The following is a 21,902-nucleotide window of genomic DNA, read 5'->3' on the forward strand; positions in this document are numbered from 1 at the left end:
CCCCACCTTTTTCACCGACCGAGCACCATGAGCGACATTCGCAACCGGATCGCCCACCTTCCTCCCGAAAAGCGCGAGCAACTGCTGCGCAAGATGGCCGAGCGGCAGCAGGCCTCCGGTGCGCCGGCGAAGGACCTTGCACCGGCCCCGAGGCCCGCGCGCGCGGCGTCCGAACCGTCGCCGCTGTCCTTCGCCCAGCAGCGGCTGTGGTTCCTGGACCGGATGGAGCCCGGGACGACACTGTTCAACCTCCCGGCCGCGTTCCGCCTGCGCGGGCCGCTGGACGTGAAGGCCCTGGGACGCGCCTTCAACGCGCTCGTGGAGCGCCACGAATCGCTGCGGACGCGCTTCATGGAGCAGGACGGCCAGCCCGTGCAGGTGGCGGAGCCGTCACTGGCGCTGGCGCTGGCACCGGAGGACCTGACGGGCCTGCCGCTGGAGCAGCGCGAGGAGCAGACGCGCAAGCGGATGGCGGAGGAGGCGCGGAGGCCGTTCGACGTGACGCGCGGCCCGCTGCTGCGCACCCGGCTGCTGCGGTTGTCGCCGGAGGAGCACGTGCTGCTCCTGACGATGCACCACATCGTCTCCGACGGCTGGTCCATCGAAGTGCTGATCCGCGAGGTGGGCGTCTTCTACGAGTCCTTCGTCGCCGGCACCGCGCCGGTGCTCCCAGCCCTGCCGTTGCAGTACGCGGACTTCGCGCGCCAGCAGCAAGGACGCGAGGGCGAGCCCCTGCGGCGTCAGCTGGACTACTGGAAGGCGCGGCTGAGCGGAGCGCCTCAGGTGCTGGAGCTGCCCACGGACTGGCCGCGTCCGGCCGTGCAGACGTTCCAGGGGGCGGAGCTGCGCGTGGAGCTGCCCGCCGCGCTGGTGGAGCAGCTCAAGGCGCTGGGCCGGCGCAGCGGAGCCACGCTCTACATGGTGCTGCTCGCGGCCTTCCAGACGGTGCTGCACCGGTACTCGGGGCAGGACGAGGTCTGCGTGGGCACGCCCAGCGCCGGCCGGAGCCAGGCCGAGTTGGAGGGCCTCATCGGCTTCTTCCTCAACACGCTGGTGCTGCGCACGGACCTGTCCGGCGAGCCCACCTTCCTGGGGCTGCTGGGCCGGGTGCGTGAGGCCGCGACGGGCGCGTTCGACAACCAGGACGTGCCCTTCGAGAAGCTGGTGGAGGAGCTCCAGCCCCGGCGCAGCCTCAGCTACACGCCGCTGTTCCAGGTGATGCTCATCCTCCAGAAGCCGCAGGGCCGTCCCCAACTGGGAGGCCTGGCGCTGGAGGCCATCAAGAGCACCGCGGGCCGGTCGATGTTCGACCTCACCCTGTCGCTGGTGGAGGTGGAGCGAGGCGGGCTCGTCGGTCACGTGGAGTATAGCACCGACCTGTTCGAGGAGGCGACCATCGCGCGCCTCACCCAGCACCTGCGCACGGTGCTGGAGGCCGCTGTCGCGCGCCCCGAGGCGCCCCTGGCCTCACTGCCCCTCATGCCCGAGGCCGAGCAGCGCCAGGTGCTCCTCGACTTCAACCGCACCCACGCCGACGTGCCCCTCGACGTCTGCTTCCACCAGCTCTTCGAGGCTCAGGCCGACCGCGCTCCCGACGCTGTCGCCGTCCGCGACGCGTCTTCTTCCTTCAGCTACTGCGCCCTCGACGCTCGCTCCAACCGCCTCGCCCACCTCCTCGTCGCCTCCGGCGTCCAGCCCGACTCCCTCGTCGCCCTGCTGGCTCCTCGTGGCTGCGACTTCGTCGCCTCCAACCTCGGCGTCCTCAAGGCCGGCGCGGCCTGGCTTCCGCTCGACCCGCTCCACCCTCCCCAGCGCCTCGCCCAGATTCTCTCCCTCAGCCGCGCTCCCTTCGTCCTCGTCGCGGATGTCTTCGCGCCGCTGCTTTCCTCCGCCCTCGCGCTATTGCCCGAGGACTCTCGCCCGCGCGTCCTTTCGCTCGAAGCCTCCCTGAACGCGGACGTTCCTTCTTCGCGCCTCTCGCCTCGCGCGTCTCCTTCGCACCTCGCCTACGTCATCTTCACCTCTGGCTCCACCGGCACTCCCAAGGGCGCCATGGTCGAGCAGCGCGGCATGCTCAACCACCTGCATGCCAAGGTGCTTGCTCTCGGCCTCGGACCCAAGGACGTCGTCGCGCAGACGGCCTCCCAGTGCTTCGACATCTCCGTCTGGCAGTCCTTCGTCGCCCTGCTCGTTGGTGGCCAGACGCTGGTGCTGGGCGATGACGTCGCCCACTCACCTTCCGCCCTCCTCGACGCGCTGGAGGCTCACACCGTCTCCATCGTCGAGTCCGTGCCCTCGCTGCTGAATGCCCTGCTCGAGGAGGCGGACTCTCGCGGCCCTTCCCGCCCCGCTCTCTCGCACCTGCGCTTCATGCTTCCCACCGGTGAGGCCCTTCCGGCGGAAACCGCTCGCCGCTGGCTCCTCGCGTGGCCGTCCATTCCTCTCGTCAACGCCTACGGCCCCACCGAGTGCTCCGACGACGTCACCCACGCCTTCCTCTCCTCTCCTCCGGCCTCCTCCGTCGTCCCCATCGGCCGCCCCGTCTGCAACACCCGCCTCTACGTCCTCGACTCTCTTCTGCGCCCCTGCCCCGTCGGCATCCCCGGCGAGCTCTTCGTCGCGGGCACGGGTGTCGGTCGCGGCTACCTCTTCGACCCCTCTCGCACTGCCGTCTCCTTCATTCCGGACCCTTTCTCCTCCTCGCCTGGCGCGCGCCTCTACCGCACCGGTGACCGCGTCCGCTGGCTGCCTGACGGCTCCCTCGACTTCCTGGGCCGCATCGACTTCCAGGTGAAGCTGCGCGGCTTCCGCATCGAACTGGGTGAAATCGAAGCCTCTTTGCGCGGGCTGCCCGCCGTGCGTGATGTCGTCGTCCTCGTGCGCCAGGACTCGCCCGGTGACGCGCGTCTCGTCGCGTACCTCTGTCCGCGCCCGGGACTGCCTCTCGACGTCTCCGAAGTCCGCGCGTCTCTCGCCTCGCACCTGCCCGAGTACATGGTGCCTTCGGCCTTCGTCCTCCTCGACGCCCTGCCCCTCAGCTCCAACGGCAAGGTGGACCGCAAGGCCCTTCCTCTCCCCGACGCAGATGCCTCTCGCGCCGCATCCTTCGTCCCGCCCCGCACGCGCACCGAGGCCCTCCTCTGCGGCCTCTTCGCTCGCCTGCTGCGGCTGGAGCGCGTCGGCATCGACGACGACTTCTTCGCGCTCGGTGGCCATTCCCTTCTGGCCACCCGCCTCGTCGCCCATGTGCGCGAAGCCCTCGGCCTGGAGCTGCCCCTTCGCGCCCTCTTCGAGGCCTCCTCTCCCGCGCTCCTCGCCCAGCGCCTCGATGCCCTTCGCGACTCCTCCTTCTCTTCCGCCGCGCCTCCTCTTCGCCCCTCACCTCGCGATGGCGCGCCCCCGCCTCTCTCCTTCGCCCAGCAGCGACTCTGGTTCCTCGACCGCTGGCAGCCCCAGAGCGCCTTCTACAACGTCCCCTCTGCGCTCCGGCTCCTCGGCCCCCTTCAGCTCCCTGCGCTCCAGTCCGCCTTTGACGAGCTGATCCGCCGTCACGAATCCCTGCGCACCACCTTCGACTCCACGGAGGAGGAGCCCCATCAGGTCATCCACCCGGCGCGGCCCATCCCGATTCAAGTCATCGACCTGAGCAGCCTGCCCACCGCCGAGCGGATGCCCGAGGCGCGCAGGCTCGCCGACGCGGAGGCGCAGCGGCCCTTCGACCTGTCTGCGGGACCCGTCGTGCGACTCACGCTGTTGCGGCTGGAGGAGCATGAGCACGTGCTCCTCGGGGTGATGCACCACATCGTCTCGGATGATCGCTCCATCCAGGTGCTGCTCCGCGAGGTGGCCGCGCTCTACGACGCCTTCCAGCGGGGACAGCCGTCGCCGCTTCCACCGCTGCCGGTGCAGTACGCGGATTACGCCGTGTGGCAGCGCTCCTGGCTTCAGGGCGACGTGCTCGACGCGCGGCTCGGCTGGTGGCGCCAGCAGTTGGACGGGATGCCCCAGGCGCTGGAGCTGCCCACGGATCGCCCCCGGCCCGCGACCCAGGGCCACCGCGGCGCCGTGAGCGAGACCCGGCTGTCGCGCGCCCTCTCCGATTCCCTGCGCGCCTTCCACCGCCGCGAGGGCGTCACGCCTTTCGTGACGCTGCTGGCGGCCACGCAGGTGCTGCTGCACCGCTACTCCGGCCAGGAGGACTTCGCGCTCGGCACGCCCGTGGAGGGCCGTGAGCAGCAGGGGCTGGAAGGGCTCATCGGGTTCTTCATCAACACCGTGGTCCTGCGCGCACGGCCACGGCCGGGGCTCTCCTTCCGGGAGCTGCTCGCCCAGGCGCGCGAGTCCACGCTCGGCGCGCTCGCGCACCAGGACGTGCCCTTCGAGAAGCTCGTGGAGGCGCTCCAGCCGAAGCGCGACCCCAGCCGCTCACCGCTCTTCCAGGTGATGATCATCTACCAGCAGGGGCTGGAGCTCACCGGCGCGATGCCGGGCCTCACCCTGCTCCCGCTGGAGGTGGAAAGCCGCACCGCGCGCTTCGACCTGTCGCTGGCCTTCACCGACCACCCCGAAGGGCTGGGCCTCTCCTTCGAATACAACACCGACCTCTACGACGCGGCCACGGTGGCCCGCATGGCCGGCCACCTGCAGGAGCTGCTCACCGGCATCGTGGCGCGGCCGGAAGCGCCCCTCTCCGAGCTGCCGCTGCTCACGCCCGCCGAGCGCCAGACGCTGCTCGTGGCGTGGAACGACACCGGCACGCAGGCACCGGCCGGAGCGAGCCTGCACGAGCTCGTGGAGGCCCAGGTGGACCGCACGCCGGACGCACCGGCGGTCGTGTTCGAAGGCCAGCGGCTCACGTATCGGGAGCTGGACACCCGCGCCAACCAGCTCGCGCACCACCTGCGCTCGCTGGGCGTGGGCCCGGAGGTGCCGGTGGCCGTGTGCCTGGAGCGCTCGCTGGAGATGGTGGTGGGCCTGCTCGCCATCCTCAAGGCGGGCGGCGCCTGGGTGCCGATGGATCCGTCGTACCCGGCCGAGCGCCTGGCCTTCATGTTGGAAGACGCCGCCGCCCCGGTGCTCCTCACCCAGAAGAGTCTGAAGCCCTCACTGCCCGCGACCTCCGGGCGCGTGGTGTGCCTGGACTCGGACTGGGACACCGTCGCGAGCGCGCCCACGCACCGCCCCCACGTGACCGTCGCGCCCGAGGGCGCCGCGTACATCATCTACACGTCGGGCTCCACCGGCCGGCCCAAGGGCGCGCTCAACACCCACGCCGCGATCCACAACCGGCTGGCGTGGATGCAGTCCGCCTATTCGCTCACGCCCGACGACGCCGTCCTGCAGAAGACGCCCTTCGGCTTCGACGTCTCCGTGTGGGAGTTCTTCTGGCCGCTGATGACCGGCGCGCGGCTGGTCATGGCTCGCCCCGGAGGCCACCAGGACGCTGCTTACCTGGCGCGCACCATCGCCGAGGAGCGCATCACCACGCTGCACTTCGTGCCGTCCATGCTCCAGGTCTTCCTGGAGCAGCCGGGGCTGGAGTCCTGCGCCTCCCTCCAGCGCATCTTCTCCAGCGGCGAAGCCCTGCCCGCGGATCTGGCGCGCCGGTGCCTGGAGCGGCTGCCAGCGCGGCTGTTCAACCTCTACGGCCCCACGGAGGCGGCCGTCGACGTCACGCATTGGACGTGCGAGCGCGGCGACCCGTCGCGCACGGTCCCCATTGGCCGTCCCATCACGAACCTGCGCCTGCACGTCCTCGACGCGAGGCTTCGCCCCGTGCCCATGGGCATCCCGGGCGAGCTCTACATTGGAGGCCTGGGCCTGGCGCGCGGCTATCACCACCGGCCGGACCTCACCGCCGAGCGCTTCGTGCCGGACCCCGTCGGCACACAGCCCGGTGCGCGCCTCTACCGGACGGGAGACCTGGCGCGCTACCGGCCCGACGGAGCCATCGAGTACCTGGGCCGCACCGACTTCCAGGTGAAGCTGCGCGGCTTCCGCATCGAGCTGGGCGAAATCGAAGCCTGCCTCGGCCTGCACCCCGCCGTGCGAGAGGCCGTGGTGGTCGCACGCGAGGACGTTCCGGGCGATCCGCGTCTGGTGGCCTACGTGGTGCCTGGCCCGAGCCAAGAGGCCGACACAGCCACGCTGCGCCAGCACCTCCAGCAGCGGCTGCCCGAGTACATGGTGCCCGCGGCCTTCGTGGTGATGGCCGCGCTGCCGCTCTCCGCCAACGGCAAGCTGGAGCGCCGGGCCCTGCCCGCGCCCACCGCCGCGATGGAGGCGACGCGCGCCGCCGCCCCGCCACGGACCCGCACTGAGCAGCTGCTGTGCGGCCTCTTCGCTCGCGTGCTGCGGCTGGAGCGCGTGGGCCCGCACGATGATTTCTTCGCGCTCGGTGGCCACTCCCTGCTCGCCACGCGCCTGGTGGCTCGCGTGCAGGAGACCTTCGGCGTGGAGCTGCCCCTGCGCGCCTTCTTCGACGCGCCCACGGTCGCGAAGCTCGCCGTCCTGGTGGACACACGGACTCCCGAGGAAGGCTCAACTCCGGCCCCTCGCCCCGTGCCGCGCGACGGCGCGCTGCCCCTGTCCTTCTCCCAGCAGCGCCTGTGGTTCCTGGATCAGTGGCAGCCCGGCAGCCCGCTCTACAACATCCCCGCCGCGCTGGAGCTGGAGGGAGAGTTGGACGCAGGCCTTCTGGAGCGGTGCTTCCAGGAGCTCGTCCGGCGCCACGAACCGCTGCGCACGACGTTCCTCCAGGGCGATCACGGCGGAGAGCAGCGCGTGCACGCGGAGGCCGCCGCGCCCCTCCCCGTGGTGGACCTGGAGGCGCTGCCCGCGACGGAGCGCGAGCAGGAGGCGCGCAGGCTCGCCGTCGAAGAGGCGCACCGGCCCTTCGACCTCGCCCGTGGCCCCTTGATGCGCGTCACGATGCTGCGCCTGGAGCCCCGGCGCCACGTGCTGCTCCTGACGCTGCACCACATCGTCTCCGATGGCTGGTCGCTGGAGGTGCTCCTGCGCGAGCTGGCCGTGCTCCACGACGCCTTCCTCCGCGACGAACCTTCACCGCTTCCACCGCTGCCGGTGCAGTACGCGGATTACGCCGTGTGGCAGCGCTCCTGGCTCCAGGGGGATGTGCTCGACGCGCAGCTCGGCTGGTGGCGCCAGCAACTGGACGGGATGCCCCGGGCGCTGGAGCTGCCCACGGACCGGCCGCGCCCCGCGCTCGTCACGTCGCGAGGAGCGGTGGCCACCCGCCGGCTGCCGCGCGACCTGTCGGACGCACTGCGCGCCTTCCACCGCCGCGAGGGCGTCACGCCCTTCACCACATACCTGGCCGCGCTCCAGGCGCTGCTGTACCGCTACTCCGGCCAGGACGACCTGGGCGTGGGCACGCCCGTGTCCGGCCGCGGGCGCTCGGAGCTGGAGGGGCTCATCGGCCTCTTCATCAACACGCTGGTGCTGCGTGCTCGCATCGACGGCGAGCGTTCGTTCCGCGAGCTGCTAGCCCAGGCGCGTGACGCGGTGCTGGGCGCCTTCTCCCATCAGGACGTGCCCTTCGAGCGGCTGGTGGAGACGCTCCAACCGGAGCGCGACCTGAGCCGCACGCCGCTGTTCCAGGTGATGCTGGTCCACCAGCACGGCCTGGAGCTGGAGCGGGCCCTGCCGGGGCTGACGATGCGCCCGCTGCCCGTGGAGGGGCGCACCGCCAAGTTCGACCTCACCCTCTACGTCACCGACAGCGAGCAGGGCCAGCAGTTGGGGCTGGAGTACAACGCCGACCTCTTCGAACCGGCCACAGCGACGCGGCTGCTGGGGCACCTGGAGGTGCTGCTGCGCGACGTCACCGTCCACCCGGAGCGGCGCGTGGCGGAGCTGCCGCTGCTCACCGAAGCCGAGCGCCACCAGCACCTGGTGGAGTGGAACACCCCGCGCGAGGGCTTCGCGCGAGGCCCCACCCTGCACCAGCGCTTCGAGGCGCAGGTGGCCCTCACGCCGGACGCCCTCGCCGCCACCTGCGGCGAGCAGCACCTCACCTACCGGCAGCTGGACGCGCGCGCCAACCAGGTCGCGTGGCGCCTGCGCTCCTTCGGCGTGGGACCGGAGACGCTCGTCGGGCTGTGCGTGGAGCGTTCGCTGGACATGGTGGTGGGCCTGCTCGCCATCCTCAAGGCAGGCGGCGCCTACGTCCCCATGGATCCGTCGTACCCCATGGATCGCCTGGCCTTCATGCTGGAGGACACCCGCGTCCCGGTGCTCGTCACCCAGACTTCTCTCCAGGGAGCACTGCCGGCGCACGGCGCACACGTGGTGCTGCTGGACGACCGCGGCCTCGAAGCGGAGCCCGTCCACGCCCCCGACGCGGGAGTCGCCCCGGAGAACCTGGCGTACGTCATCTACACCTCCGGCTCCACGGGCCGGCCCAAGGGCGTGCAGTTGGCGCACGAGCAGGTGGTGCGCCTGATGACCGCCACGGAGCCCTGGTACGGCTTCGGCGCACAGGACGTGTGGACGTTCTTCCATTCGTACGCGTTCGACTTCTCCGTCTGGGAGCTGTGGGGCGCGCTGCTGTACGGCGGGCGCGTGGTGGTGGTGCCCTACTGGGTGAGCCGCTCGCCGGAGAGCTTCCTGTCGCTGCTGCGCCGCGAGAGGGTGACGGTCCTCAATCAAACGCCCTCCGCCTTCCGCCAGCTGCTCCACGCGGACGCGACCTCCGACGAGCCCGGCGCGCTGTCCCTGCGCTACGTCATCTTCGGCGGCGAGGCCCTGGAGTTCGCCAGCCTGCGGCCCTGGTTCGCGCGGCACGGGGACGCGCGGCCCCGGCTGATCAACATGTACGGCATCACCGAGACGACGGTCCACGTCACCTACCGCGTGGTGCACACGGCCGACGCGGAAGGGGGCTCGGGCAGCATCGTGGGCGTGCCCATCCCGGACCTCCAGACCTTCGTCCTGGACTCGCGCCTCCAGCCCCAACCCGTGGGCATCCCGGGCGAGCTGTACGTGGGAGGCCCAGGCCTGGCGCGCGGATACCTCCACCGTCCGGAGCTGACGGCGGAGCGCTTCGTGCCGCACCCCTTCGCCACGCGCCCCGGAGAGCGCCTCTATAAAACGGGGGACCTGGCGCGAGTGCGTGCCGACGGGCAGCTGGAGTACCTGGGCCGCTCGGACCTGCAGGTGAAGATCCGCGGCTTCCGCATCGAGCTGGGAGAGATTGAAACCGCGCTGGCCATGCACCCCTCGGTGCGCGAGGCGGTGGTGGTGGCGCGCGAGGACGCGCCGGGCGGCAAGCGGCTGGTGGGCTACGTGACGCCCGCCGTGGGCCAGACGCCGGACATCGAGGCGCTGCGCCAGCACCTTCAGCAGCGGCTGCCGGACTACATGGTGCCCGCGGCGCTCGTCGCGCTGGAGTCGCTGCCGCTCACGTCCAACGGCAAGGTGGACCGAAGAGCACTGCCCGCGCCGGAGCTGGAGCGCTCGGTGGGGACACCGTTCGTGGCGCCCCAGACGGAGGTCGAGCAGCAGCTGGCGGACATCTGGGCGAAGGTGCTGCGCCGGGAGAAGGTGGGCCTGCACGACAACTTCTTCGCGCTGGGCGGAGACTCCATCGTCAGCCTGCAGATCATCGCCCGCGCGCACCGCGTGGGCCTGCGCCTCACGCCCCGGCAGCTCTTCCAGCACCCGACCATCGCGGAGCTTGCGCCGCTGGTGGTGCCGGCGGACGTGCCCACCGGGGAGCAGGGGCCGGTGGTGGGTCCGGTGCCGCTCACGCCCATCCAGCGCTGGTTCGTGGAGCGAGAGCTGAAGGCGCCGCACCACAACAACCAGGCCATGGTGCTGGAGCTGCGCCAGCCGATGGAGGTGCCGCTGCTGGAGGCGGCGCTGGGTCACCTGCTCTCGCACCACGACGCGCTCCGGCTGCGCCTCACCCGGACGGCGGAGGGCTGGCGGCAGACCTGCGCCGAACCCGGTCCCGGCGGAGTGGTGGTGCGGCGGGTGGACGCGGCGCGCCTGGAGCAGGTCGCCGGGGAGTTGCAGCGCGGCCTGTCGCTGGAGGACGGCCCGCTGGTGGCGGCGGCGCTGGTGGACCCGTCGGAGGAGAAGACCGGGCGCCTGCTGCTCGTCATCCACCACCTCGCGGTGGACGGCGTCTCCTGGCGCACGCTGCTGGAGGACCTGGCCACGGTGTACCGGCAGCTCCAGGAGGGGCGCGCGGTGTCACTGCCTCCCAAGAGCACGTCCTTCAAGGCCTGGGCGGAGCGGCTGGTGGCGCACGCCCATTCGCCAGCGGTGACGGCGGAGCTGCCCTTCTGGTTGGACGCGTCCCGTTCACGCGTGCGCCCGCTGCCCCGGGAGGGTGCCGGCGGCGACGCCACCTTCGCGTCGGCGCGAGGGGTGACGGTGTCGCTGAGCGCGGAGGAGACGCGCCTGCTGTTGCAGGACGTGCCGGCCGCGTACCGGGCGCGCATCGACGACGTGCTGCTCGCGGCGCTGATGCAGGCGTTGGCGGCATGGACGGGCCAGCAGCGCCAGTTGGTGGACCTGGAGGGCCACGGCCGCGAGGACCTCTTCGACGACGTGGACCTGTCGCGCACGGTGGGCTGGTTCACCGCGCTGTACCCGGCGCTGCTGGAGGTCCCCTCCGAGGCCAGTCCGGGAGACGCGGTGCGCGCCGTGCGCGAGGCGCTGGCGAAGGTACCGTCGCGCGGACTGGGCCACGGCCTGCTGCGCTACCTGCGCGAGGACGAAGCAGCGCGGCGGCTGCGCGCCCTGCCCGCGGCGGAGCTCAGCTTCAACTACCTGGGCCAGTTCGACACGGACTCGCGCGCCGAGGGCCCCTTCACCCTGGTGCGTGAGTCCGCGGGTCCGACCATCGGTGAGTCGGAGCGCCGGCCGCACGTGCTGGAGGCGGGCGGCTACGTGCTCTCCGGCCGGATGGACCTCTTCGTCAGCTACAGCGAGGCGCTCCACTCCCACGCCACCATCCAGGCGCTCGCCACCGCCTGGGGCGACGCCCTGCGGAGGATCATCGCCGGCCGCCTGGGCATGGATGCGGAACGGCGCACCCCCGCGGACTTCCCGCTGGCCCGCCTCACCCCGAGCGCCCTGGAGCGCATCCTCCAGACGGCGCCGCTCGCGAGGGACATCTACCCGCTGTCGCCCATGCAGCAGGGCATGCTCTTCCACGCGCTGTTCGAGCCCCAGGTGGGCATGTACCTGGAGCAGCTCACCTGGACGTTCCACGCGCCGCTGGACCGCGACGCCTTCCACCGCGCCATGGACCGGCTGGTGGAGCGTCAGCCCCTGCTGCGCACCGCGCTCTTCTGGGAGGGACTGGCCGAGCCGCTCCAGGTGGTGAGCGCCCGCGCCCCGCTCCCGTGGCTGGAGTTGGACTGGCGCGACGCATCCCCCGCGGAGCAGCAGCTCCGGCTGGAGGACTTCCTGGCCCGCGATCGCGCCCGGGGCTTCGACCTGTCCCGGCCTCCGCTGATGCGGCTGGCGCTCATCCGGCTGGAGGAGAACGTCACGCGCATGGTGTGGACGTACCACCACGTGTTGCTGGACGGGTGGAGCCTGGGCCTGCTGTTCCAGGAGCTCTTCACCACCTACCAGGCGCTCCTGCGCGACGAGCCGCTCCCGGACCGGTCCAGCCCGCCCTTCCGCGACTACGTGGCCTGGCTCCAGCGCCGGGACGACGCCGGCTCGGAGGCGTTCTGGCGCAAGTCGCTGCGAGGCTTCACGGAGCCCACGCCCCTGCCCCTCGCCCGGCCCGTGAGCGTGGACGCGGCGCCCCTGGCTCCCGGCGAGCGGGAAATCCACCTGAGCGCGGAGCGCACCCTGGAGCTCCAGGCGTTCGCCCGCGACCACCAGCTCACGCTCAACACGCTGGTGCAGGCGACGTGGGGGCTGGTGCTCGGCCGCTGCGCGGGCACGACCGACGCAGTCTTCGGCACCACTGTCTCCGGCCGTCCGCCGGAGCTGACGGACGTGGAGTCCATGGTGGGCCTCTTCATCAACGCCCTGCCGGTGCGCGTGCGGATGGATCCGGACGTGCCGGTGCTGCGGTGGTTGAAGGAGCTGCAGTCATGGCAGGCGGAGATGCGCCAGCACGAGCACAGCCCGCTGGTGAAGGTGCAGGGCTGGAGCGAGCTGCCGCGCGGCTCGTCCCTCTTCGACAGCTTCCTCGTCTTCGAAAACTACCCGGTGGACACGTCCGTCATCGAGCGGGGCAGCGCCCTGGCGATCCGCGACATCCGCTTCCTGGAGCGCATCAACTATCCGCTCGCGGCGATGGTCATCCCCGATCGCCAGCTGATCCTGCGGCTGGGGTATGACCCGGCGCGCTTCAGCGCGGAAGCCATCGACCAGCTCCTGGCGCACTGGAGCACCGCGCTGGATGCGGTGCTCGCCTCACCCGACCAGCCGCTGGGCGCGCTGTCGCTCTTCACGGAAGAGGCACGGAGCCAGGTGCTGGTGGAGTGGAACGCCAGCGACGTGGCCTTCCCCCAGAACCTACTCGCCCACCAGCTCTTCGAAGCCCAGGTGGCCCGCACTCCCGACGCTACTGCTCTCGCCGCTGGCGACGACACCCTCTCCTTCCAGCAGCTCGACGCACGCGCCAACCAGCTCGCCTGGCATCTGCGCGCATACGGCGTCGGTCCCGAGACACGCGTCGCGCTCTGCCTGGAGCGCTCCTTCGATCTCGTCGTCTCCATGCTCGCCGTCCTCAAGGCCGGTGGCGCCTGGGTGCCGCTGGATCCGACGCTTCCCTCGGACCGTCTCGCCTTCATGCTCGCCGACTCCGGCGCCCCCGTGGTCGTCACCCAGGATCATCTGGCGGATGAGCTGCCGGCTCACGGCGGAGTGCTGGTGTGCGTGGATGCGGATTGGAATCAGGTGGCCTCGCGTTCCACCCAGCCGCCTCCTCCACGCTCCCTGCCCGACTCGCTCGCCTACGTCATCTACACCTCCGGCTCCACCGGCAAGCCCAAGGGCACCCTCCTCACCCACCGCGGCCTCTCCAACACCGCCCTCGCCGCCGTTCGCGAGCACCGCTTCGACTCCTCCTCCCACGTCCTCCAGTTCGCCTCCATCGGCTTCGATGCCTGCGTCTGCGAGGTCTTCTCTTCCCTCCTCGCGGGTGCCTGCCTCCATCTCGCCCCTCGCGAGCAGCTCCTCCCAGGGCCGCCCCTCCACTCCCTGCTTCGCTCCCGCTCCATCTCCGCCGTCACCCTCACCCCGTCCGTCCTCGCTCAGCTCGACCCCACGGGCCTCGACTCCCTGCGCACCGTCATCTCCGCGGGTGAGGCACTCCCTCCTTCCGTCGCGTCCCGCTGGGCCCACCCTCAGCGCCTCCTGCTCAACGCCTACGGCCCTACTGAAGTGACTGTCTGCGCCTCCATCGAGTCGCAGCTCATTCCCTCCCAGCCCACCATCGGCGCTCCCTTCCCCAACGTCCGCCTCTTCGTCCTCGACTCCCTCCTTCGCCCCGTCCCCATCGGTCTCCCCGGTGAGCTCTTCGTCTCCGGCCCCGGCGTTGCTCGCGGCTACCTCGGCCAGCCCTCCCTCACTGCGGAGAGGTTCATTCCCCATCCGTTCTCGCGCGAGCCGGGTGAGCGCCTCTACCGCACCGGCGACCGCGTCCGCTGGCTGCCCTCCGGACGCCTCGAGTTCCTCGGTCGCCTCGACTCCCAGGTGAAGCTGCGCGGCTTCCGCATCGAGCCCACCGAAGTCTCTTCCCTCCTTCGCGACCACTCCTCCGTCCTCGACGCCTTCACCCTCCTTCGCGAAGACTCGCCCTCCCTCCACCGCCTCGTCTCCTACGTCGTCTCTCGAGACGAGTCCCCCGACGAAGCCCCACTGCGCGCGATGCTCAAGGCGCGAGTGCCGGAGTACATGGTGCCGGCGGCGTTCGTGTTCCTGGACGCGCTGCCCCTCACCGCCAGCGGCAAGGTGGACACGCGCGCGCTGCCCATCCCGGGCACTCCGCCCGCACGGGCAGCGCTCCAGGTCGCTCCTCGCGACACGGTGGAGGAGCTGCTCGCGACGCTGTGGGCGGAGCTGCTGGGCGTGGAGCGCGTGGGCATCCACGACGACTTCTTCGACCTGGGCGGCCACTCGCTGCTGGCCACGCAGTTGGTGGCACGCCTGCGCGCAGTGTTCGACGTGGACGTGTCGCTTCAGGAGCTGTTCGACCGCACCACCGTGGCCCGCCTCGCGGATCGGCTCCGGGCTCCGCGCAGCGGTTCACTCGCGAGGCCGCCCCCCATCACGTCCTCCCCGGAGGACGGCGAAGTCCCCCTCTCGCACGCGCAGGCCGCCTACTGGTCTCCGGAGCGCATGGGCGCGGGGAGCGTCTACAACCAGGTGCTCACCCCGCTGCGCATGGACGGCCCCCTGGACGTGGAGGCACTGAGGCGCGCGATTGAAGAGGTGGTGCGCCGCCACGAACCGCTGCGCACCACCTTCCCCAGCGTGGACGGTCAGCCCGTACAGCGCGTGGCCCCGCCCACGGAGTGGGAACTCCCCATGGAGGATCTCCGCCCCCTGCCCGAGGACACGCGCGAGCAGGCGCTGATGTCTCGGCTGGAAGAAGAAGGCTGGCGCCCGTTCGACATGGAGCACGGGCCGCTGATGCGCACGCGCCTCTTCCGCGTCACGGACAGCCGCCACGTCCTCATGCTCGCCGTCCACCACGCTCTCACCGACCAGGTGTCCGGCGGAGTGATGCTGCGAGAGCTGACGGCGCTCTACCCCGCCTTCCGCGACGAACAGCCCTCGCCGCTGCCGGAACTCGCCGTGAGCTACCGCGACTACACCCGCTGGCAGCGCGAGTGGATGCGCGGCGAGGTGCTGGAGCACCACCGCGGCTGGTGGAGCCGCCGCCTGGAGAAGCCTTTGCCGGCGTCGCTGCCCCTGGACCGCCCGCGCCCGGAGGCCGGCACCTTCCGCAAGGGACGCCACGGCTTCACGCTCCCGCCCGCGCTGTCCGCCCGGTTCCACACGCTGGCCCGGCGCGAGAGCGTCACCCCCTTCCTGCTGGGGCTGGCGGCCTTCAAGACGTTCCTCGCGCGGACGCTCCAGTGCGGCGACACGGTGGTGGGCATCGTGCACGCCAACCGCCCGCGCCCGGAGCTGGAGCCGCTGGTGGGCATGTTCGCCAGCTACCTGCTGCTGCGCACGGACCTGTCCGGCAACCCCTCCTTCCGCGAGGTCCTGCGGCGCGTGCGCGCAAGCTACCTGGAGTCCTCCGAGCACCAGGACCTGCCCCACGCGGAGCTGGTGTCGCTGCTGCGTCCAGGCGTCGTGGACCGCCGCCCGCTGAGCCCGCTCGGCTACGTCTTCCACGCCTCCGCCGCGCCAGCGGTCGCCCTGGCCGGGCTGGAGATCCAACCGCTGGACGCGGACCTGGGCCTGCTGCTCAACGACTTGCAGTTGCTGCTGACGGACGGCCCGGAAGGACTCACGGGCCAACTGGAGTACCGCACGGAGCTCTTCGACGCGACGACGGTCGCGCGGATGGTGGACGCGCTCCAGGCGCTGTTGATGGAGGTGGTGGAGGAACCGGACCGGCCCCTGGGGTCGCTGGCCCCGCCCCCTTCGGACTCGAAGTCACGGGAGGTCGCATGAGCACGAGGACCCGGCTGTACCTGGAGGCGGAGCCGTTCCAGAGCGTCGCGGGCGCCATCAACGCCTGGATGGAGGAGGAGCTGCGAGCGCTCGGCCACGACGTCGAGCGCTTCAACCGCCACTACCCCAACACGGGGGACTCCGGCATCCCGGTGGCCAACGCGCGGCGCGTGCTGGCGCTGCACTCCCGGCCCGCCGCGGACCTGGCCGTCTACTGCGACATGGGCCTGGGCATCCGCGCGCCCAACAGGGAGCTGGCGCGGCGGACGTTCGTGTTCTTCCACGGCCTCCACGGCCAGCCCACGACGTGGCTGGGCAACCCGCTCATCGACCTGTACGGGGCGCTGTCGCCCTACATCCACGACACCCTCACGTCGCTGCTGCTGACCCCGGACTGGTCCGCTCGGCGGTGCCTGGATCCGCGCGGGGCCGCGAACGTAAGCACCCTCGTGCCGACGTTGCCGTGCCTGGAGGCCCCCGACGGCGAGGGGCGCCTCCCCGGCGTCGAGCTGCCCCGGACCGTGCAGGAGGCGCTGGACCGCGGCGAGGTGCTGGGCCACGCCATCCAGCCCGGCAAGGCGGACTGGCAGTCCGTCTGCGCCATCCTCCTGGGCCTGCGCGCGCAAGCCCGCGAGCACGGCCATCCTCCCGTGCGGCTGGTGGTGGCCGCCCAGGACTTCGCGCTGCTGCAACACGTGCTCCGCTTCGACTTCCCCTTCCAGGCGCACGCGCTCGCCCAGGCGCTTCAGGCCGCGGACGCGACGCTGGAGGATCTGCTGCTGCCCGTCCCGCACCTGAGCCAGCCCGCCCTCTTCCGCCTCGTGCGCGAGGCCCGCTTCGGGCTCTGCTACAACACCACCCCGGAGCCCTTCGGGATGTACGTGCTGGAGTCCGTGCTCAACGGCTGTCCCGTCTACACCAACGGGGCGGGCAACAACCGCCACGCGCTCCCGCCGGGCCACGGCATCCTCGTCCACGAGACCGAGGCGATGGCCGCTGGCGCCCCGGACGCCTACGCCTCCCTGGCGGCCCGCATCTTCCAGGACGTGCTCGCGCCAGCGCCCCTGCGTGAGGCCTGCCAGCGGGGCGCCGCGCTGATCCGCCGCACCTTCACCCGCGCCGCCTTCTCCTCCAGCGTCCGAGCCTGTATCGCCCGGCTGGAGTCGGACCCCGCGCGGCCGGACTGGGCGTTCGAGGACCTGGTCGTGCGGCTGAGCCCCACCGTGCGCCGGCTCGACGCGGCCAGCGGGCGCTTCCGCTCCGACTACCGCGATGATCGGCTGGGCGAGGAGGAACAGGCGCTGCTGCCGCGGGTGCTGGGCAACTCCGCGGGCGACGTCCTGCGCGGGGCCCCCCCGCTCGCGCCGCTGGAGGCGCTCTTCGACAAGGGCGTGCTGTCGCTCGCGACTCCGGAGTCAGCCCGCCCGCCAGGGTCCACGCCGGGCGCGTGGGCCTGGTACCCGCCGGACTCCGCCTTCCTGGAGCCCTCCCTCCTGCGCGACCCCGGCCCGCGTTAGCCGCCCCTTTTCCCAGGTGCAGGCATGTCCACCATCCTCTTCGTTCCCATGCCCGCGCGCGGGCACATCAACCCCACGTTCAAGATGGCCCGCGCGCTCCAGAAGCGCGGCCACCGGATCATCTACTGCAGCCTCCCTGACACGGAGGACTTCATCCGCGCGGAGGGCTTCGGCTTCGAGTGCCTCTTCGAGTCCCTCTACCCGAAGGGCTTCCAGGCCAGGAGCAATGCCCGGCTGGGCACGCTGAGCGGCCTGTCCAGGCTGGTGTTCCTGCGCGAGCTGGCCCGCAGGCAGACGCAGACGCTGGAGGCGATGCTCCAGGGCGAGTTCGACGCGATCGTCGAGCGGACGCGCCCGGACCTGGGCGTCATCGACATCCTGCAGCCGGAGCAGGCCCTCGTCCTCCACGGCCACCGGGTGCCGACCGTGGCGCTGAGCACGAGCATCCCCCTGCGCTGGGAGCCCCGGACGCCACCGACCAGCTCGGGGCTCATCCCCGACGAGCGGCTCCCCACGCTCGTCCGGAACACCGTGGACTGGGGACGCATCCTGATCGACACGAAGCTGGGCTCGCTGGGCAGTTGGGTGGGCATTGAGCCGGACTCGATGAAGTTCCGGCGCGCGCTGGCGCGCAAGCATGGCTACCCGGTGTCGAGCCTGGACTTCGGCGGCCGCGTCACCGGCGCGCACGAGCCCCTGCTCGTGCCCTGCCCGCGGGAGTTCGTGGAGTTCCGCGGCGCGAAGCCCTCCGCCGGCCTCCACTTCACGGGGCCCTGCATCGACCTGGAGCGGCAGGAGCCGGACTTCCCCTGGGAGCGGCTCGATGAGGAGCGTCCGCTGGTGGTGTGTTCGCTGGGGACGATGGTCAACCAGGCGGATCAGGCCCGCCGCTTCCACCAGTCCGTCGCCCAGGCGGCCCGCCAGCGCCCGGGCTGGCAGTTCGTGGTCGCCACCAACCAGTGGACGGAGGAGGTCCCAGGAGGAACGCCGGACAACCTCGTGTCCGTGAAGCACGTGCCCCAGCTGCGGATGCTGCGGCGCGCGACCGCGATGGTGACCCACGGCGGCTTCAACAGCATCAAGGAGTGCATCTACTTCGGCGTGCCCATGGTCGTGTTGCCGGTCCAGTGGGATCAACCCGGCATGGCAGCGCGGGTCGCGCACCACGGGTTGGGCGTGCGCACCAGCATCGACACGCTGACGCCGGACCTCCTCGTCCAGCAGTTGGAGGAGATCATCAGCGGGCCCTCGTACCGCGGCGCCCTGGAGCGGATGCAGGACTGCTTCCAGGCCGCCGAACAGGACCAGGCGCTGGCCGAGTCCCTCGAGCAGCACATGGTCCGGGCGTGAGCCCTTCTCCACCCGTTCCCTTCCAACCCTTCAATCCCTCTCCAGAAAGCCAGACATGGAAGACACCCAAAGCCCCTCCAGCTCCGGGAACAATCCCCCCCCGCGCCCCCCGGGTCTGCGTCAGGCGCTGAAACAACAGGCGCTGGAGCTGGCCGGCACGGCCCTCACGCAAGGGGCCCTCTTCACTGCCAGACAGGTCACCCAGGCCATCCACCAGCGGCCGGACGCAAACAACACCTTCTTCGACCCCGCGGCGTTCCCCTTCACCAGCCGCATGGAGCGCAACTGGAAGGTCATCCGACAGGAATTGGACGCGGTGATGCGAGGGGTGGAGATCATCCCCAACTTCCAGGACCTGATGCCCGAGCAGCGCGAGCTGACCACGGATGATCGCTGGAAGACGTTCGTCTTCTACGGCTACGGGGTGAAGTTCGAGGACAACTGCCGCCGGTGTCCGGAAACGACGCGTCTCCTGGAGAGCATCCCGGGCATGACGAGCGCCATGTTCTCCATCCTCCGAGGCCGCAAGCACATCCCCCCGCACTCCGGGCACTACAAGGGCGTGCTGCGCTACCACCTGGGCCTGCTGGTCCCCGAGCCCGCGGACGCGTGTCACATCCGCGTGGGCGACAAGACGGCCTCCTGGCGCGAGGGGCAAAGCCTCATCTTCGACGACACCCACGAACACGAGGTGCGCAAGGAGAACGACGGGGACCGCGTGGTGCTCTTCGTGGACTTCCTGAGGCCGCTGCCGCCGGTGTTGTCCGGGCTCAACCGCACGGTGGTGAAGCTCATCAGCCTGTCGCCGTACATCACCCGGAGCGAGCAGAACTCACGGAAGTGGGAGGAGTACTTCGGCGAGGAGTTCGACCTCGTGCGCAATCCCCCGTCCGGCAAGCGCGCCTGAAGGCCCCAGGCGAAATCAAATCAACTGGCGCGCCCGGAGCACCTGCTCCAGGCCCGCCATGTCCTCGGGCAGATCGATGGGCTGAGAGGAGGCCTCGGTCGCGCTCCGGACGTCCTTGAGCCCGTTGCCCGTGATGACCACCAGCGCGGACTCGTCGCGCCCCACGATTCCCTGCTCCACCGCGCGGGCCAGCCCCGCTACGGCGCAAGCGCCCGCGGGCTCGGCGAAGACCGCCGCGAGCCGGGCCGTCCTCCGCATCGCCTCCAGGATGCTCGCGTCGTCCACCGCGAGCATGGCGCCCCGCGACTCGTGGATGGCGCGCAAGGCCTTGCGCCAGTTGCGCGGCTGTCCCACCGCGATGGAGTCCGCGAGCGTCCGGGCCTCCACCGGGCGGATGGAGCCCTCCCGCCGGACGTATTCGTCCACCAGGGGCGCGCTCCCCTGCGCCTGCACGCCGAGCATGCGCGGCAGCCGGGAGAGGAAGCCCAGCCGGTGCATCTCCCACAGCCCCTTCCAGGCCCCGGCCAGGGTGCAGCCATCGCCCACGGAGAAGACCACCCAGTCCGGCAATTCCTCTCCAAGCTGCTCCGCCATCTCCAGGCCCACGGTCTTCTTGCCCTCGATGAGATAGGGATTCACCGCGCAGTTGCGGTTGTACCAACCGAAGCGCGCGCAGGCGTCCTGGCAGACCGCGTAGGCATCGTCATACGAGCCCTTCACGCGCAGGACGGTGCCCCCGAAGATGAGGACCTGCGCCACCTTGGGCTCGGGCGTGCGCTCCGGGACGAAGATGACGCTCTTCAAGCCCACGGCCGCGGAGAACCCCGCGAGCGAAGCGGCCGCGTTGCCGGCCGAGGCACAGGCGATGACGTCGCTCCCCTGCTCCCGGGCCTTGAGGACACCGACAGCGCTCGCGCGGTCCTTGAAGGAAGCCGTGGGATTGCGGCCGTCGTCCTTCACCTTCAACGCCCTCACGCCCACCGCGGCCGCCAGCCGGGGCGCGTCGTAGATGGGCGTCATGCCGACGTGGGGATGCGGCAGCTCCCGGGTGCTGTCCACGGGAAGCAGCTCCAGGTAGCGCCACAGGCTCCCTACGCGGGACTGCAGCGCCTCGCGGGTCAGCGTCCGCGCCACGGCGTCATAGTCATACTCGAGGTCCAAGATGCCCTCGATGCCGCAGCCAGGGCACGTGTAGAGCCCTTGCGTGCCGTAGTGGCTGCCGCAGCGCACGCAGGTCGCGCGGACCAGATGTTCGAGCCCCATGGGTTCAGAACAGGTGCAGCACGAGGCCGCTGCGCAGCTTCGGCTCGAACCAGGTGGACTTGGGCGGCATGATCTCGCCCGCGTCCGCGATGGTCATGAGCTGCTCCAGGCTCGTCGGAGGAAGCGAGAAGGCCAGACGCCACGCGCCCGAGTCCACCAGGCGCTCCAGCTCCTCCGTGCCCCGGATGCCGCCCACGAATTGGATGCGCTCGTCCTTGCGCGGATCACGGATGCCCAGGAGCGCCCCCAGCACGTTGTTCTGGAGGATGCTCACGTCCAGCTCCTCCGTCGGCGTGGCGCCAAACGAGCCCGGCCTGGCGGTGAGCTGATACCAGGCTCCCTCCAGATACATGCCGAACTGATGCGCCCGGTCCTGGGTCTTCGATTGCCCGCGCGTCACCTCGAACCGCTCGCCCAGCCGCGCCAGGAAGGACTCCGGCGTCAGCCTGTTCAAATCCTTCACCACGCGGTTGTAGGCGAGGATGCGCATCTGGTCGTGAGGGAAGACCACCGCGAGGAAGCGGCTGTGTCCGCCGCTCTCACCGCGCTGGCTGCGCAACGAATGGACCCGCGAGGCCGCCGCCGAACGGTGGTGTCCGTCCGCGATGTAGAGCATGGGCACTTCGTGGAACGCCGCCGTGAGCCGCGTGTTGAGACTCCCGTTCACCCTCCAGAAGGTGTGGCCAATGCCATCCTCGGTGGTGAAGTCGTACTGGGGCGTGGAGCGCATCCCCTCCTCCATCAGCGCGCCGATGGACGGCACGGCCCGATACGTGAGGAAGACGGGTTCGTCATTGCCCCCGAGCGTGTCGATGTGCCGGGTGCGATCGTCCTCCTTGTCCGGGCGCGTGAGCTCATGCTTCCGGATGAGGCCCTGGTCGTACTCGTCGACCCTGGCCAGGGCGACGACGCCCGTCTGCACGTGCGCGCCCATGCGCTGCCGGTACAGGTAGAAGCACGCCTCGTCGTCCTGTCGCAGCCAGCCCTCGGCGAAGAAGCGCTCCAGGTTGCGCCGGCCCTGCGCATACACGGGCTCGGAGTGCTCGTCCGTGCCCGGCGGCAAACCAATCTCCGGCCGCGAGACATGGAAGAAGCTGCGCGGGTTGCCGTCGGCGTAGGCGCGCGCTTCCGCGGTGCTCACCACGTCGTAGGGGGGCGTGCACAGCGTCTGTCCCAGCGCCTCGGCGGGACGGACCCCACGGAACGGCTGAAGGTCGGCCACGGATGTCGCTCCT

Annotated in this window: 6 protein-coding genes; 4 read left to right on the forward strand and 2 right to left on the reverse strand. The window is 71.0% G+C overall.

The features are described from left to right. Window positions 1–27: 27 nt before the first annotated feature. The 4 genes from D7X99_RS02600 to D7X99_RS02615 are packed head-to-tail and all read left to right on the forward strand — an operon-like array spanning window position 28 to window position 19,404. The gene (locus D7X99_RS02600; RefSeq protein WP_121776329.1) at window positions 28–15,630 is read left to right on the forward strand and encodes a non-ribosomal peptide synthase/polyketide synthase; all 15,603 of its coding nucleotides are present in this window, start codon (window positions 28–30) and stop codon (window positions 15,628–15,630) included. Continuing rightward, on the forward strand, window positions 15,627–17,147 hold the full coding sequence (locus tag D7X99_RS02605) for a hypothetical protein (protein ID WP_120574210.1): 1,521 nt from the start codon (window positions 15,627–15,629) through the stop codon (window positions 17,145–17,147). The genes D7X99_RS02600 and D7X99_RS02605 overlap by 4 nt, the downstream gene beginning before the upstream one ends. 24 nt (window positions 17,148–17,171) lie before the next feature. Further along, window positions 17,172–18,497, forward strand: a complete 1,326-nt coding sequence (locus D7X99_RS02610) for a glycosyltransferase (RefSeq protein WP_121776330.1) — start codon at window positions 17,172–17,174, stop codon at window positions 18,495–18,497. 55 nt (window positions 18,498–18,552) lie between these two features. Further along, window positions 18,553–19,404: an aspartyl/asparaginyl beta-hydroxylase domain-containing protein gene (locus tag D7X99_RS02615; RefSeq protein ID WP_121776331.1), complete on the forward strand. Its 852-nt coding sequence runs from the start codon at window positions 18,553–18,555 to the stop codon at window positions 19,402–19,404. 15 nt (window positions 19,405–19,419) lie between these two features. On the opposite strand, the gene D7X99_RS02620 is transcribed toward D7X99_RS02615, so the two are convergent. After that, on the reverse strand, window positions 19,420–20,667 hold the full coding sequence (locus tag D7X99_RS02620) for a threonine synthase (protein ID WP_121776332.1): 1,248 nt from the start codon (window positions 20,665–20,667) through the stop codon (window positions 19,420–19,422). Window positions 20,668–20,671: 4 nt separating this feature from the next. Further along, window positions 20,672–21,889, reverse strand: a complete 1,218-nt coding sequence (locus tag D7X99_RS02625) for a DUF1015 domain-containing protein (RefSeq protein WP_121776333.1) — start codon at window positions 21,887–21,889, stop codon at window positions 20,672–20,674. Window positions 21,890–21,902: the final 13 nt, after the last annotated feature.

Origin of the sequence: Corallococcus sp. AB032C (assembly GCF_003668935.1) — a bacterium.
GTDB classification, from domain to species: Bacteria; Myxococcota; Myxococcia; order Myxococcales; family Myxococcaceae; genus Corallococcus; species Corallococcus exiguus.